Here is a 15,069-nt window from a genome sequence, read left to right as displayed (position 1 = left end):
CCCCGCCCGGGAAATCTCGGCAGCGCGAAGCTCCGGACGACGGTTCCCCCATCGTCCGGGGCCTCCCGGCCTGTTGCCCGGGCCCGTTGATCAGACCTGTTGCTCGGGCCTGCTACTCGGGCCCGCGCTCGTGCTCGGCCAGGAACTGCTCGAAGCGCCGGCCCAGCTCGTCCGCCGAGGGCAGGTCCACCGGCTCGGCCAGCAGGCTCTCCCGGCCCTGCGAGCCGGCCACCGCGTCGTACTGGCCCTCCATGCCGCGGATCGCCGAGCGCAACTCGCCGTCGCCGTGGGCCAGCTGCTCCTCGATGTCGGCGTACACCTCATCGACCCGCTCGCGCAGCAGGGTGCCGGGCAGCACCAGGCCGGTGGCCGACTGCACGGCCTCCATGATCAGCACCGCCGCCGCCGGGTACGCCGAACGCGCCACGTAGTGCGGCACATGCGCGGCGAAGCCCAGCACGTCGTGCCCGGCCTCGGCGAGCCGGAACTCCAGCAGCGCCTGGGCGCTGCCCGGGACCTGCGCCTGCTCGAACCACTGCGGGTAGCCGGCCGCGAGGTCCATCCGGTTGCCGTGCGGGGTCAGCCCGACCGGGCGGGTGTGCGGCACGCCCATCGGGATGCCGTGGAAGTCCAGGGTCAGCCGGACGTCGAAGCGCTCGACCAGTTCCCGGACGGCGGCGGCGAAACGCTCCCACTCGACGTCCGGCTCCGGCCCGGTGAGCAGCAGGAACGGCGAACCGGCCGCGTCGTGGACCAACTGGAGGAGGATCTCCGGCGGCTCGTAGGACGCCCACTGCTCGCGGTCGAAGAGCATCGCGGGACGGCGGGCCCGGTAGTCCACCAGGCGGTCGTGGTCGAAGCGGGCCACCACCTGCGGCTCGCCCGTCTCCAGCAGATGGGCGACCACCTGGGCGCCCGCCTCACCGGCGTCCATGAAGCCCTCGAAGTGGTGGAGCAGCACCAGGCCGGCGCCCGTGTCCGACAGCGCGGCCCTCGCCGCGGCCACGGCGGCCACGCCCTGCTGGTCAAGCTCGTACAGCGCCTGGGGATCACGCACCGCTCACCCACACCCCGTTTCTTTCCTCGTCGCGGTCGCCGCGCGCTCCCCCGCGCGTGCCCGCGCTGGGACTCGTACCCGGCTCTCCTCGTCCAGCGTGCGGGGTGCCGCCGGAATTCCCGGCACGCCCGGTCCGTTTTCGCGGGACCCCCCGCCGCGCGCCCCCCGCGGCGCGACCGGACCATGATCGCACCCACCGGGAAAGGCCCTGGTCAGGGGGGTGCGAACGGTCGGCGCGACAGGCCCCCGAGCTGCCCCGACGGCCATTCGTGTGCCGCGAAGTGACGCATTGCCTTCTGGCGGGTATCGTCCTCTCGCTGCCTCACATCGTCGCGTCGTCGTCACGTCGTCCGTAACGCCGTCGACCACGACCCGGACCGGTGTTCGGCCAGCCCCTACGACGCATCTTGCCTTCACCTGGCCGCCTGCTTCCCTTCGCGCTCTCGTTTCCTCTTCGGCCATCTCGCGGACGCACACTGTCCCCTCGCTCATCCCCGCCGGACCGGTCCGTGGATCCGTGTCCGTTCCGGCACCGCGCTGCCCGTCTCCGGGCCGTCGCTCCCCACCCCGCTCGACCGGACTCCGGCGTACGCGGGCACCGTGGGCGCACTCCGGAACGGGGCGAACCGTCCATGGCTGGCCCGGACCGCACCCCGGCACGGACCAGCTTCCTCCGACCGCCGAAGGACCGAAGGTTCCGTGCCCGTACCTGTCATCCTCACCGGCCGCACCGTGCGGCTGGAGCCCCTCGCCCCGCACCATGCCGAGGCCATCGCCCAGGCCGGCGCCGAGGACCGTACGACCTACGCCTTCACCCCCGTCCCGCACGGCCTGGAAGCAGCCCGGGAGTACATCGCGCGCGCTCTGGCGGACCAGGCCTCCGGCCGGTCGCTGCCGTTCGCGACGGTGAACCAGGCCGACGGCCGCGTGGTGGGCTCCACCCGGTTCCTGGAACTCGACTACTGGCAGGGGCCGCTCGTCTGGCCGCCGGTGCCGGGCGTGCCGTTCGGGGACCCGGCCACCGCCGTCCCAGACGCCGCCGAGATCGGCAACACCTGGCTGTCCCCGCGGGCCCAGGGCACCGGCATCAACACCGAGGCGAAGCTGCTGATGCTGCGGCACGCCTTCGAGGTGTGGGGCGTGCAGCGGATCTCGCTGCGCGCCGACGCCCGCAACATGCGGTCGCGGGCGGCCATCGAGCGGCTCGGCGCGACCCCCGAGGGCGTCCGCCGGGCGCACTCGCGCGGGCTGGACGGGGTGGTCCGGTCCACCGCGTTCTACTCGATCCTGGACGACGAGTGGCCGGCCGTGCGGGACATCATCGAGCTGCGGATCGCCGCCGCCACCTCGCCGAGCGCCCCGGATCCGGCGATCAACCAGGAGTGCCTTAGACACGGCGGCGGCGGGCACCTGATCACGGCCTGAGGGCCGTGGGCCCGGACCTTCGCGGTCCGGGCCCGCGGGGTCCGGGCCCACGGCCGGCGCCCTGGCGTCACCGCCCGCCGCACCGGTCGGGCGTCAACCGGGTTTGACCGGGCACTCCCCCGGCGGGCGATGTTCCGCATGCCGCCGACCCTGGTGGGAACCACCCGGGCATGATCCGCGCCACCCCGCTCTCCGGCCCGCCCCTACTCGTCGAACCGCGTCCGCTCGTCGGACCGCGTCCGCTCGCCGCCCCGCGTCCGCTCGTCGATCCGCTGCTGCTGGTCGGCGCCGACCAGCAGCACATCGTCACCCGGGCCCAGCTGCGCGGGCTCGGCGTGCCGTCCGGCACCATCGCGCACCGGTTGCGGCCCGGGGGGCCGTGGCAGCGGGTGCTGCCCCGGGTGATCTGCCTGCAGACCGGCCGGCTGACCGCGCATCAGCGGCTGCGGGCCGCGCTCGCGTACGCGGGTCCCAAGGGGCGGCCCGCGCCGGAGGCCGGGGAGGTGCTGCTCACCGGGGCCGCAGTGCTCGCCGATGCCGGTCTCCCCTCCGCCGGGCACCCCGCCGACCTCGCCGAGGTGGACGTCCTGATCCCTGGTCAGCGGCGGGTAGCCGATCGGGGGTTCGTCCGGATCCACCGGGCCGGCGGGGCGATGCCCGGCGGTTTCGAGCGCGACGACGGGCTCTGGAGCACCTCGGTCGCCCGCGCGCTGGCGGACCTCGCTCCCCGGGAGAGAGCGGACGGCGCCGGTTCCGCGCGCTCTGCGCCGAGGCCGTCCAGCGGCGGCACTGCGAACTCGGTGAGCTGCTCGACCAGTTGCTCGCCCGGCCGGACGCCTGCACGCTGCCCCGGCTGGCCGGGGTGGTGGAGGAGCTGACGGCCGGGGTCCGCTCGGTGGTCGAGGGCGAGGCCCGGGACGCGGTGCGCGGCGCCGGGCTGCCCGAGCCGCTCTGGAACCCGGTGCTCTTCCTGGACGGACGGTTCCTCGCCGTCCCGGATGCCTACTGGCCGCAGGCCTGCGTCGCGCTGGAGATCGACTCCCGGGCCTGGCACCTGCGCCCGGCCGACCACGAGCGGAGCCTCACCCGGGCCAACCGGCTGACCGCCGCCGGCCTCCCGGTCGTCCGCACCACACCGCTCCAGCTGCGCCGCGACCCGGCACCGGTGCTCCACGAACTGGCCGCGCTGCTCGCCGCCGACCCGCACGGGCCGCACGCCCGGATCAGCTGGCGGCGGGCCCGCTGAGGCCGTCACGAGCCCGCCGCGTGCCCATCCGCCTGTTCCTCCGCCTCCCGGCCCGCAGCCTCGGCCGCCGCCGCCAGCCGCTGCAGGACGGCCAGGTGGTCGGCGAGCGCCCGGCGCCCCGTGCCGGTGACGGCCAGCCAGGTGCGGGGACGCTTGCCGACGTACCCCTTCTTCACCACGATGTAGCCGGCCTCCTCCAGGGCGCTCGCCGCCTTGCTCAGGACGGAGTCGGAGACCTGGCAGTAGTCCCGGACGGCGGAGAACTCGGCCTCGACGCAGCCGCCGAGGAACGCCACCACGGTAAGCCGGGTGGGGTGCTGGAGCAGCGGGTCGAGCCCGGCCATCACGCCTCCTCGGACTCGCGGCGAATCCGGGCGTTCAGACGCGTCACGGCCAGCCAGAACAGCACCCCGGCCGTCACGCCCGCGCCACCGAAGGACCAGCGGGCGTCGGCGCCCAGCAGGTGGACGACCCCGGCCACGCCCAGGGCGCCCGCGAACAGCAGGAGCACCGCGCGGGCCGCCGGCCCGGCGAGGCTCGGCGCCATGCCCCTCGCCACGCCGCCGCGGCGGGACACCACGCCGGCCAGAGCGCCGCTCAGCGCCGCGAAGCCGGCGCCCAGGACGCCGAGCAGCCAGCTCACGTCGGCCCAGAGGGCGTAGCCCAGGCCGATGCCGTAGAGCGAGAAGCCCACCGCGAAGGTGACGCCGTACCAGGTGGGCAGCTCCTGCGGCGCCCGGGCGGCCTCGCGGGCACGGTCGGCGAGGCGCAGCGCCTCGGCCGCGGACAGTTCGACGGACGGTTCGACGGACACGGAATCGCTCATGGAGTCCCCCCAGGTGGTGATCGTTGATCTTGATTCCACTATGGCACGTACTTTCCATTGTGGAAAGTACTTTCAGAGCGGAGGCCGGATCCGTTCAGCAGCGGGCGTCGATCTCCTGGAAGGTGGCGTAGTGGTCGGCCGTCCAGTACTGCTCGCCGGAGTCGCCGGTGACCACGCGGCGGGCGCCGCGGTCGGCGGAGCCGGGGGTGACGACGGTGAACTCGTGGTAGTAGCCGGAGGCCTTGCGCGGGAGGCGGCTCTCACGGTTCTCGAAGACGATGCCGTCCGAGCGGTAGGGGCAGGGGCCGCCCTTGGCGATCAGGCCGAGGGTGTCGAGGGCCTGGCCGGGCAGCCGGGTGCGGCAGACGTCGGCCATCGCCGGGTCGGTCGGCACCCAGCCGGCGCCGGCGGCCGGCGGGGTGGCCGGGGCGGCCGAGGAGCGCGGCGCGCTGGGCTTCGGCGCCGCCGGGCCGGAGGTGACGGCCCCCGGTGCCGGGCCGGAGGCGGTCGCGGCGGCCGCGGCGGGCCTGGACGCGCCGCCGCCGGTGTCGTCCGAGCGCGCGCACCCGACCGCGGCGGCGAGCACGCAGAGCAGCGCGGCGGGGACGGTCCACAGGCGGTTTCTGCTGGTCATGGGCCCAGCTTGGCAGCCACCGGACCGCGGCCCGGACAACCACACGCGCGGCCGGGGCCGGGGCCGGAAAAGCACGCGGCCGGGGCGGGTACGGACGCCATTGTCCGTTCCTGCCCCGGCCGCTTCACGTACGCCGGTTCTCCTGCGCCGAGCTCCGGTGTACGCCCCTCCCCGATGGAGGGGGCACGGTCAGCGTTTCGGCCGTGCCGAGGGGCTCAACGCCCCTCGGCAATCAGCGCGAGTCGCTGCCCGCGGTCTCGATGGCGGCGCGGCCTGCCTCCAGGCGCGCCACCGGGATCCGGAAGGGGGAGCAGGAGACGTAGTCCAGCCCCACCTCGTGGAAGAAGTGCACCGACTCCGGGTCGCCGCCGTGCTCGCCGCAGACGCCGAGCTTGAGGTCGGGGCGGGTGGCCCGGCCGGCCTCGACGGCGTGCTTCACCAGGGAGCCGACACCGTCGCGGTCGATGGTCTCGAACGGTGAGACCCCGAAGATGCCCTTCTCCAGGTAGGCGGTGAAGAAGGAGGCCTCGACGTCGTCGCGGGAGAAGCCCCAGACCGTCTGGGTGAGGTCGTTGGTGCCGAAGGAGAAGAACTCGGCGGCCTCGGCGATCTGGCCGGCCGTCACGGCGGCGCGCGGCAGCTCGATCATGGTGCCGAGCTTGATGTCCAGCCGGACGCCGGTGGACCGGGCGACCTCGGCGAGCACGCGCTCGCACTCGTCGCGGACCAGCTCCAGCTCCTGGACGGTGCCGACCAGCGGGATCATCACCTCGGGGCGCGGGTCCCCGCCGGCCAGCTTGCGCTCGGCGGCGGCCTCGGCGATGGCGCGGACCTGCATGCCGAACAGGCCGGGGATGACCAGGCCGAGGCGCACACCGCGCAGGCCGAGCATCGGGTTCTGCTCGTGCAGCTTGTGCACCGCCTGGAGCAGGCGCAGGTCGTTCTCGTTCGGGTCCTTGCGGGCCTCGGCGAGGGCGACGCGCACCGACAGCTCGGTGATGTCCGGCAGGAACTCGTGCAGCGGCGGGTCGAGCAGACGGACCGTGACGGGCAGGCCGTCCATCGCCTGGAACAGCTCCAGGAAGTCGCCCTTCTGCAGCGGCAGCAGGGTGGAGAGCGCCTGCTCGCGGTCCTTGTCGTTGTCCGCGAGGATCAGGTGCTCGACCTCCTTGCGGCGCTCCTCACCGAGGAACATGTGCTCGGTGCGGCACAGGCCGATGCCCTGGGCGCCGTAGCGGCGGGCGCGCCCACCGTCCTCGGCGTTGTCGGCGTTGGCGCGCACCGCGAGGCGGCGGCGGCCGTCGGCGTGCGACATCAGGCGGTGCACGGCCTGGACCAGGCCGCCCTGGACATCGGCGCCGGCGTGCAGGGTGCCCTCGAAGTACTCGACCACCGCGGAGGGCAGCACGGGTACCTCGCCGAGGTAGACCTTGCCGGTCGCGCCGTCGATCGAGACGACATCGCCCTCCTCCAGCACCAGGCCGTCGGAGGTGGTCATCCGGCGGCGCTTGGTGTCGACCTCCAGCTCCTCGGCGCCGCAGACACAGGTCTTGCCCATGCCGCGGGCGACGACGGCGGCGTGCGAGGTCTTGCCGCCGCGGGAGGTGAGGATGCCCTCGGCGGCGATCATGCCGTCCAGGTCGTCCGGGTTGGTCTCGCGGCGGACCAGGATGACCTTCTCGCCGGAGCGCGACCACTTCACCGCGGTGTAGGAGTCGAAGACGATCTTGCCGATCGCGGCGCCGGGCGAGGCGGCGAGGCCCCGGGCGATCTGCTTGGACTCGGCGTTCGGGGCGAACCGCGGGAACATCAGCTGGGAGAGCTGGCCGCCGGTGACCCGCATGAGGGCCTCGTCCAGGTCGATCAGGCCCTGGTCGACCAACTGGACGGCGATCCGGAAGGCGGCCGCGGCGGTGCGCTTGCCGACCCGGGTCTGCAGCATCCAGAGCTTGCCGCGCTCGATGGTGAACTCGATGTCGCAGAGGTCGCGGTAGTGGTTCTCGAGCGTCTGCATGATCGTCATCAGCTCGTCGTACGACTTCTTGTCGAGCTTCTCCAGCTCGGACAGCGGCAGCGTGTTGCGGATGCCGGCGACGACGTCCTCGCCCTGGGCGTTGGACAGGTAGTCGCCGTAGACACCCTGGGCACCGGTGGAGGGGTCGCGGGTGAAGGCGACACCGGTGCCGGAGTCCTCGCCGAGGTTGCCGAAGACCATGCTGCAGACGTTGACCGCGGTGCCCAGGTTGTTCGGGATGCGCTCCTGGCGGCGGTAGAGCCGGGCCCGGTCGCCGTTCCAGGAGTGGAAGACGGCGTGGATGGCGAGGTCCATCTGCTCGCGCGGGTCCTGCGGGAAGGCCCGGCCGGTCTCGCGCTCGACGATGCCCTTGAACACGTCGACCAGCTGCTTCAGGTCCTCCGCGCCGAGGTCGAGGTCGCTGGTGGTGCCCTTGGCGTGCTTGGCCTCGTCCAGGGCCTCCTCGAACAGCTCGCCGTCGACGCCCAGCACGGTCTTGCCGAACATCTGGACCAGGCGGCGGTAGGAGTCCCAGGCGAAGCGCTCGTTGCCGGACTGCGCGACCAGGCCGTTCACCGACGCGTCGGAGAGGCCGATGTTCAGGACGGTGTCCATCATGCCGGGCATGGAGAACTTGGCACCCGAACGCACCGAGACGAGCAGCGGGTTGTCGGCCTGGCCGAGCTTCTTGCCCATCTCCTGCTCAAGAGCGTCCAGGTGGGCGCTGATCTCCTCGTGCAGCGAGGTGGGCTCGCTGCCCGTCTCCAGGAAGACCTTGCAGGCCTCGGTGGTGATGGTGAACCCCGGAGGGACGGGGAGACCCAGGTTGGTCATCTCGGCCAGGTTCGCGCCCTTACCGCCAAGAAGATCCTTGAGGTCCTTGTTTCCTTCAGTGAAGGAGTAAACAAACTTCTGCTGGGACGCCACGGGTCGGTCTCCTCGCACACGGTTGCCCTGACGCCGGAGAACATACCCATTTCGAAGGCGCTTCTGCGCCGCCAATAGGCCGTACGTGGCCAGTACCGGCACGTAACCCGCTAGATCGAATGCCTTGAACGGCGTTCACCTCTGGTGGCGAAATCGTCCGGATGACGCGAGGGTGTGTTCAAGTATTGAAGGCGGTGAAACCGGAAGATCACACGTCGGGAACGCACGGTAGCGACCGGCCGCCCGACCTGACGGCCCGGCTTGATTTCCTGCACCCTCAGTCGCCGATCCACCGCCACCCCCTTCGGGAAGCGATCCGCCTCCGACTTGTTCATTTCGTCCTGTCGGCCCCTCCGGGCGAGCAGGGTATGTGGCAAGCGTCACGAGCACATCTCACCGATCGAGCGTAGGCCGACTCCGCCTATCGTCGCACTGCGTCCAGAAACGTGCCCGCTCCGTGACATTCGACTGCCGAAAAGGAGCCCTCTTGTCCAGAGTGGCAAAGAGGGCTGGGACGGAGTGGCAGTCGCCCCAGAGAGGGCATTTCTGCCACCCCGTACAGATCAACCGCCAGAGGTGTCCGATTCGGCATCATCACCCGGTCGGGCGCAGTCGTACGGATCGTCCAACCAGCCTTCCGGCAGGACGACCCGGTTGTTGCCGCTGGTCCGCCCGCGCGGGCCGTCGGCACCGATCGGCCAGGCCTGCGACTGCTCCACCAGGGCCAGGGTTTCGGCCAGTTCGGCCAACGAGGACGAGTTGGCCAGCTTCACCCGCAGCTCCGAACCCACCGAAAAGCCCTTGGTGTACCAGGCGACGTGCTTGCGGAAGTCGATCACACCCCGGGCCTCGTCGCCCAGCCACTCGCCGAGCAGCTGCGCGTGGCGGACCATCGCCCGCGCCACATCGGCGAAGGTCGGGCGGGCGTAGTCCACCTCGCCCTCGAAGATCGCCACCAGGTCCTTGAACAGCCACGGCCGGCCCAGGCAGCCACGGCCGACCACCACACCGTCGCAGCCGGTCTCGCGCATCATCCGCACCGCGTCGTCCGCCGACCAGATGTCCCCGTTGCCGAGCACCGGGATCTCCGCCGGCACGGACTCGCGCAGCCGGGCGATCGCCGACCAGTCGGCGGTGCCGCCGTAGTGCTGGGCGGCGGTGCGCCCGTGCAGGGCGATCGCGGAGACGCCCTCCTCGGCACCGATCCGGCCGGCGTCCAGGTAGGTGAGGTGGTCGTCGTCGATGCCCTTGCGCATCTTCATGGTGACCGGCAGGTCACCGGCGTTGGACACGGCCTCGCGGAGGATCTCGCGCAGCAGGTTGCGCTTGTACGGCAGCGCCGAGCCGCCGCCCTTGCGGGTCACCTTGGGGACGGGGCAGCCGAAGTTGAGGTCGATGTGGTCGGCGAGGTTCTCGTCGGCGATCATCCGGGCCGCCTTACCGACGGTCACCGGGTCCACGCCGTACAGCTGGATCGAGCGCGGCTTCTCGCTCGGGTCGAACTTGATCAGCTGCATCGTCTTGGCGTTGCGCTCGACCAGGGCCCGGGTGGTGATCATCTCGGACACGTAGAGGCCCTTGCCGCCGCTCTGCTCGCGGCAGAGGGTGCGGAACGGCGCGTTGGTGATGCCGGCCATCGGCGCCAGCACCACGGGCGGCCAGACCTGCATCGGGCCGACCGTCAGCGGCGCGAACTCGGTGCCGGGGGCGCTCGCGGGGGCGGGGGCGCTCGGGGTGCCGGGGGCGCTCGCGGGGGCGTTCGTGTTCGTGTTCGCGGTGGCGTCCGTGTACGCGGTGGCGGGGGCAGTCGCGGTGCCGGTCGCGGTGCTCGGCTCGGTGGGTGCGGGCGGGACTGTCATGCGCGGCTGACCTCGGGGACGGCGGGTTCGGGGACTCTTCATTGTCCCCCACTCGGCGCAGCCGCCCGGGCGGCTCCCGACCCGGGGCGATCGGCCGGGGGCGATCGGGGCCGGTGGGCGGTGCGGGGCCCTCCGCAGGCCGGTAGCTCAGCCGTCGGCCTCGGCGTCCTTCGCGAAGATCGACACCGAGCCGGAGCTGACCGAGATCCTCACCTTGTGCGGGCTGGAGCGATCGGCCAGCGTCGGATCGATCCCGCCCCGTGGAACCGTCCCGCCCTCGAAGTCGTAGCGGGACCCGCTCGGCAGGCCCAGCAACACCGCTCCCGACGTGACACCGATGTCCACGGCCGAGGGTGTCGTGCGGAAGCCCAGCTCCACCGAGCCCGAGGTCGCGGCCACATCGGCGCTCGGGGAGCGGAGGCGGCTGCCGCGCACGGAGCCGGAGGTGGTGCGCACGGTCAGCGGGCCGGACACGTCGGCCACCCTGACCTCCCCCGAAGTGGAGACCAGATCGATCGCCCCGGTCACACCGGCGATGTCGATACTGCCGCTGGACTGTCGGCCGGTCACCGCGACACCGGGCGGCACCTCCAGCTCGATCACCGCACCGCAGGCGAAGTCACTGATCGGCAGCGACTGGTTGCAGGTCATCCGGACGTCGAGCTCGCCCTGGTCGAAGAGCGCCGCGACGACCGGCTTCTTGATCATCCAGTTCAGCGACTGCCCGACGACCACCCGGCCCTCCCGCCCGGGGCGGATCCGGACGGTGGCCCGGCCGGTGTCCAGCCTCACCCTGGCCACCGCGACCTCGTAGGACTTCTCCGACCGGGTCTGCTGCTGCACCGCCATCCCCCAGGTCTGCACGGCGCCGGTCAGCAGCGTCACGACGAGCGCGAGGGTGCCGAGCACCCGCCAGCCCCGTTGGCCCCGTTGGCCGCCGCGGGTGGACCCGGGCGGAGGTCCCGCGGTCGGGGCGGCCCCGGCCGTCGGGGCGGATCCGGCGGTGGGCGCGGTCCCGGCGGTGGGCGCGGTCCCGGCGGTGGGCGCCGCGCCGGGCGTCGTCATGCCACCTCCAGGAAGCGCAGCACCGCCATCACCCGGCGGTGACTGTCGTCGGCCGGCGGCAGGTCGAGCTTGGCGAAGATCGAGTTGATGTGCTTGGCCACCGCACTGTCGCTGACCACCAGGGCGCTCGCGATCGCGGCGTTCGAGCGACCCTCCGCCATCAGGGCGAGCACGTCCCGCTCACGCGGTGTCAACCGCTCCAGCGGATCGCGGTGGCGGCGCACCAGCAGTTGGGCGACCACCTCCGGATCCAGGGCCGTCCCACCCTCGGCGACCCGCTGCAAGGCGTCCACGAAGTCGTCCACATTGGCCACCCGCTGCTTGAGCAGGTAGCCGACCCCGCTGGTGTTGCTGGTCAGCAGGTCCGCGGCATAGCGCTCCTCCACGAACTGGGAGAGCAGCAGCACCGCCACCTCCGGCCACTGCCGACGGATGACCAGCGCGGCCCGGACGCCCTCGTCGGAGAAGCCCGGCGGCATCCGGACGTCCGCGACCACCACCCGCGGACGGTGCTCCTCCACCGCGGCGAGCAGCGCCTCGGCGTCCCCGACGGCGGCGGCCACCTCGTAGCCCACCGCCTCCAGGACCTTGACCAGGCCGACCCTGAGCAGGACCGAGTCCTCGGCGATCACAGCACGCACGGCAACTCCACGGTGATGGTGGTCGGGCCCCCGACGGGGCTGAGTACGGACAGGGACCCGTCGACCGAGGCGGTGCGCTGGCGCAGACCGGTCAGGCCGGTGCCGCGCGAGGCGTCCGCCCCGCCCACCCCGTCGTCGCTGACGACCAGGCGCAGCCGGCCGCCGGCCGTCCGCACCGAGACCTCCACCCGGGAGGCCCGGGCGTGCTTGGCGACGTTGGTCAGCGCCTCGGAGACGGTGAAGTAGGCGACGGCCTCGACGGTCGGCGCTATCCGCTCGGCCAGCTCGACGTCCAGCCGGACCGGCAGCGGGACGCGGGCCGCGATGCCGGAGAGCGCCGCGTCCAGCCCGCGGTCCTCCAGGACGGCCGGGTGCAGACCGCGGACCAGGCCGCGCAGCTCGTCGATGGCGGCCTGGGCCTCCTCGTGCGCCTCGACGATCACCTGCATGGCCTCGGGCGGGATGTCCTTGAGGGTGCGGCGGGCCAGGCCCAGGTTCATGGCGAGGGAGGTGAGCCGCTGCTGGGCACCGTCGTGCAGATCGCGCTCGATCCGGCGGCGCTCGGCGTCGACCGCGTCCACCAGCCCGGCCCGGCTCTCCACCACCTCCTCGATCCGGTGCTCCAGCACCGCCGTCCGGCCCGGACCGAGCATGCGCACCGCGAGCGCCTCGTCCAGCCGGGCCAGCAGGCCGACCGCCCGGGGCAGCAGCACCAGCAGGACCAGACCGCCGACGGTGAGCGGAATGTCGATCTTGGGCCAGTGGTCCACGACCGGCGAGGAGGGCGGCATCAGCCAGGCCCAGCCGAAGACCGTCGAGGCCGTCAGGGCCGCGCCGCCCGCCCAGACCACCGCCAGCACCCCGGCCGCGACCAGCGGGCCGACGATCAGGTGGTAGCCGACCTGGGGCCAGCTGACGCCGGTGCGCAGCGCCGTCACCAGGCCCCCCTGCGTCCCGACGGGCCGCAGCAGCGGCGGGACGTCCACCCCGCGCAGCGCGCGCAGCCGGGCGCGCTGCGCGGAGGAGAGCGGGCGGATGCCGAGCAGGACCACCCCCAGGACGACCAGGGCCGTCTTGGGGGTGGTGACGGCCAACCAGATAGGCAGGGCGAGGGGGATTCCGGCGGCGACGAACCGGGCGTCCCGCCAGAGCGCCGCCGGCCACGGGGGCTGGGCGGCGCTCCCGGCGAGCGCGTGGCGCAGCTTCGTGGAGGGCATGGCGGACAGCCTAGAGCGGCATGATCGACCGTCACCATGAAGGGGGCTGCCGAGAAATGGTGAAGCTGGGTACACCCCCGATTCGGATCGGTGCACTACCGACAAGGCCGTCCGGGGCGGCCAGTCTTGAGGGCATGACGAGCACCGCATCGCACTCCGCCGATCTGCCGCACGGGCGTCCGACCCACGGCGTCGCCCCCGCCGCGGCCGCGGCCGCCCCGGCCAGGCCGATCGAGGGGCGGCTGCCGGTCGGGCCCGCCGGCCTCGAAGGTCCCGCCGGGCCGTGGTCGGTGCGCAGTGTGCCGACCGGCCGGCGGCGCGGCCGGGCGGCCCTGGAGGTCTACGAGCAGGACGAGCTGGTGGACGTGCTGGTCGCGGCCCGGCTCACCGGCGGCCTGCTGCGCGGGGCCCGTGCCTGGGCCGACCCCGGAGCCGGGTCGGGCGGGCGCCGCCGTTCCCGGCACGGGCTCGCCTGGGGGCGGCTGCCGCGCGACGGCGCGGTCCCGGTCGTCGGATTCACCCGCGGGCGGCTGCTCCGCCTGCCGGGCCGGCCCGCCCCGGCCGTCACCGCGGCCGAGGTGGTCACCGTCGTCGGGGAGTTCTGGCTGGCCTGGGCCGAGGGCGTCTTCGACGGCGTGCTCGTCGAGGCGGGCGGCGCCGCGTCCGAGCGGTCGCGGCTGGCCCGGGCCCGCACCCGTGTCGCCCCGCGCGTCGACCCCCAGGTCGGTACCCGCGTCGCCACGGAGGTCGACACCGCGTCCTCCGGGGGTGCCCGATGAGCCCCGCTGCCCTCGCCCCCCGGTTCGGCCGCCCCGCGTTCGGCCGCCCGGTGTTCGGCCGCCCCGGGTTCGGTCCGCTCACCGAGCGGGTGCCCGCCGTCGCCGCCTTCCTGCTGCTGCCGTGGGTGGCCGTGCTCGCGGCCGCCGGAGAGACGGCCTGGGTCGCCCTCGACCTGTGCGAACTCGCCGCCCTGCTCCGGCTGGACGCCGTGCTGCGCCACCGCAGCCCGGCCACCGCCGGGCCCGCCACCGTGGTGGCCCTGCTGCTCGCGGCCGACGCCCTGGTCGACGTCGCCACCGCCGGCCCGGGCCCCGAGACACTCGCCGCGCTGATGATGGCGGGCTGTGTGGAACTCCCGCTGGCGGCACTCTGCCTGGCCCTCGGTCTGGCCCGCGCCGGGCGGCCGTCAGTGGAGCGGCGCCGCCGCCCCCGCCCCGGCCGACGGCAGCCGGACGGGCAGCCGAGCCAGCAGTGCGGTGGTCTCCTCGTCCTTCGGGGTGTAGACGACCATCCGCGGTCCCTGGGCCGGGCCGAGCCAGAAGCTCGTGTAGTCGAGGCGGAGCAGCCCCACCTCCGGCACCAGGAAGCGTTTCAGCCCGTTCCCCGGCCGCAGGACGTCGTGCCGCTGCCAGGCCGCGTCGAACACCGGGGAGGCCTTGCGCAGTCGGCAGAGCAGCGCCCGCCAGGCGGGCTCGGCCCCGTGATCGCCCATCCCGGACCGGAAGCGGGCGACCATGACGTCCCGCTCCTCCTCGTGGTCCACCAGCACGTCGTGGAAGCGCGAGGGGGTGAAGGCCAGCCACATCAGATTGCGGTCCGCGGGCGGAAGCGCCTCCAGGTCACCGACGATCCCGGTGTACTGCGCGTTGTACGCCAGCACGTCGTAGCGGGAGTTGATCACCGCGGCCGGGTAGGGGGCCATCCGATCCAGCGTCATCCGGACCGCGGGCGTGACGGTCGGGCACTCCCGCACCGGCGCCGGATCCTCCGCACCGGCCAGGGTGAACAGATGGGCCCGCTCGCTGGGGTCGAGCAGCAGGGCGCGGGCCACCGCGTCCAGCACCTGCACGGACACCTGGATCTCGCGCCCCTGCTCCAACCACGTGTACCAGGTGACCCCGACGGCGGCGAGCTGCGCCACCTCCTCACGGCGCAACCCCGGAGTCCTCCGCCGGCCGGTCAGCGGCAGCCCCACCTGCTCGGGGGTGATCCGCTCCCGGCGGCTGCGGAGGAACGCCGCGAGCTGCTGCCGCCGCGGATCGGGGGACGCCTTCCCCGCGGGTGCCATGGCGGTGGTCACCGCGACGGTGGTTGCCGCAGGGGTGGTGGTCAGACTCATTCCACCAGCATGCGGCACGCGCCATCCTGTTGCCAGGTA

Annotated in this window: 14 protein-coding genes; 4 read left to right on the top strand and 10 right to left on the bottom strand. The window is 73.4% G+C overall.

Going from position 1 to position 15,069, the window contains the following annotated elements:
- Window positions 1–112: 112 nt before the first annotated feature.
- Window positions 113–1,057, bottom strand: coding sequence for a PAC2 family protein (locus ACFP3U_RS13760; protein ID WP_380225753.1), 945 nt, complete (start codon window positions 1,055–1,057; stop codon window positions 113–115).
- Window positions 1,058–1,756: 699 nt separating this feature from the next.
- Between ACFP3U_RS13760 and ACFP3U_RS13755 the strand changes: the two genes are divergently transcribed.
- The 3 genes from ACFP3U_RS13755 to ACFP3U_RS13745 all read left to right on the top strand — a co-directional run bounded on the left by ACFP3U_RS13755 (window position 1,757) and on the right by ACFP3U_RS13745 (window position 3,728).
- The gene (locus ACFP3U_RS13755; protein ID WP_380225752.1) at window positions 1,757–2,482 is read left to right on the top strand and encodes a GNAT family N-acetyltransferase; all 726 of its coding nucleotides are present in this window, start codon (window positions 1,757–1,759) and stop codon (window positions 2,480–2,482) included.
- Window positions 2,483–2,652: 170 nt separating this feature from the next.
- Window positions 2,653–3,360 (top strand): hypothetical protein, encoded by a 708-nt coding sequence (locus tag ACFP3U_RS13750; RefSeq protein WP_380225751.1) that lies wholly within the window; start codon window positions 2,653–2,655, stop codon window positions 3,358–3,360.
- Window positions 3,300–3,728: a hypothetical protein gene (locus ACFP3U_RS13745; RefSeq protein ID WP_380225750.1), complete on the top strand. Its 429-nt coding sequence runs from the start codon at window positions 3,300–3,302 to the stop codon at window positions 3,726–3,728. Before ACFP3U_RS13750 ends, ACFP3U_RS13745 begins: the two co-directional genes overlap by 61 nt.
- 5 nt (window positions 3,729–3,733) lie before the next feature.
- On the opposite strand, the gene ACFP3U_RS13740 is transcribed toward ACFP3U_RS13745, so the two are convergent.
- The 8 genes from ACFP3U_RS13740 to ACFP3U_RS13705 form a co-directional block, all read right to left on the bottom strand.
- Window positions 3,734–4,072 (bottom strand): transcriptional regulator, encoded by a 339-nt coding sequence (locus tag ACFP3U_RS13740; protein WP_380225749.1) that lies wholly within the window; start codon window positions 4,070–4,072, stop codon window positions 3,734–3,736.
- Window positions 4,072–4,554 carry a hypothetical protein gene (locus tag ACFP3U_RS13735; protein WP_380225748.1) on the bottom strand — a complete coding sequence of 161 codons (483 nt, stop codon included), beginning with the start codon at window positions 4,552–4,554 and terminating at the stop codon, window positions 4,072–4,074. The genes ACFP3U_RS13740 and ACFP3U_RS13735 overlap by 1 nt, the downstream gene beginning before the upstream one ends.
- 94 nt (window positions 4,555–4,648) lie before the next feature.
- Entirely contained in the window at window positions 4,649–5,188 is a 540-nt protein-coding gene (locus ACFP3U_RS13730) for a ribonuclease domain-containing protein (protein WP_380225747.1), read from the bottom strand.
- A 232-nt stretch (window positions 5,189–5,420) separates the two neighbouring features.
- Window positions 5,421–8,129, bottom strand: coding sequence for a pyruvate, phosphate dikinase (ppdK, locus tag ACFP3U_RS13725; RefSeq protein WP_380225746.1), 2,709 nt, complete (start codon window positions 8,127–8,129; stop codon window positions 5,421–5,423).
- Between the two features lie 563 nt (window positions 8,130–8,692).
- The gene (gene dusB / locus ACFP3U_RS13720) at window positions 8,693–9,799 is read right to left on the bottom strand and encodes a tRNA dihydrouridine synthase DusB (RefSeq protein WP_380225813.1); all 1,107 of its coding nucleotides are present in this window, start codon (window positions 9,797–9,799) and stop codon (window positions 8,693–8,695) included.
- Between the two features lie 336 nt (window positions 9,800–10,135).
- The gene (locus ACFP3U_RS13715; RefSeq protein ID WP_380225745.1) at window positions 10,136–11,053 is read right to left on the bottom strand and encodes a DUF4097 family beta strand repeat-containing protein; all 918 of its coding nucleotides are present in this window, start codon (window positions 11,051–11,053) and stop codon (window positions 10,136–10,138) included.
- Window positions 11,050–11,694: a response regulator gene (locus ACFP3U_RS13710; protein WP_380225744.1), complete on the bottom strand. Its 645-nt coding sequence runs from the start codon at window positions 11,692–11,694 to the stop codon at window positions 11,050–11,052. Before ACFP3U_RS13710 ends, ACFP3U_RS13715 begins: the two co-directional genes overlap by 4 nt.
- Window positions 11,682–12,911: a sensor histidine kinase gene (locus ACFP3U_RS13705; protein ID WP_380225743.1), complete on the bottom strand. Its 1,230-nt coding sequence runs from the start codon at window positions 12,909–12,911 to the stop codon at window positions 11,682–11,684. Before ACFP3U_RS13705 ends, ACFP3U_RS13710 begins: the two co-directional genes overlap by 13 nt.
- A gap of 134 nt (window positions 12,912–13,045) precedes the next feature.
- Between ACFP3U_RS13705 and ACFP3U_RS13700 the strand changes: the two genes are divergently transcribed.
- On the top strand, window positions 13,046–13,690 hold the full coding sequence (locus tag ACFP3U_RS13700; RefSeq protein WP_380225741.1) for a hypothetical protein: 645 nt from the start codon (window positions 13,046–13,048) through the stop codon (window positions 13,688–13,690).
- Window positions 13,691–14,097: 407 nt separating this feature from the next.
- Here ACFP3U_RS13700 and ACFP3U_RS13695 read toward each other — a convergent pair whose 3' ends face one another.
- Window positions 14,098–15,030, bottom strand: a complete 933-nt coding sequence (locus tag ACFP3U_RS13695; protein WP_380225739.1) for a helix-turn-helix transcriptional regulator — start codon at window positions 15,028–15,030, stop codon at window positions 14,098–14,100.
- Window positions 15,031–15,069: the final 39 nt, after the last annotated feature.

Origin of the sequence: Kitasatospora misakiensis (assembly GCF_042656005.1) — a bacterium.
Taxonomy (GTDB): domain Bacteria; phylum Actinomycetota; class Actinomycetes; order Streptomycetales; family Streptomycetaceae; genus Kitasatospora; species Kitasatospora misakiensis.
The sequence above is the reverse complement of the archived record's forward strand: the minus strand, read 5'-3'. Positions and strand labels throughout refer to the sequence as shown.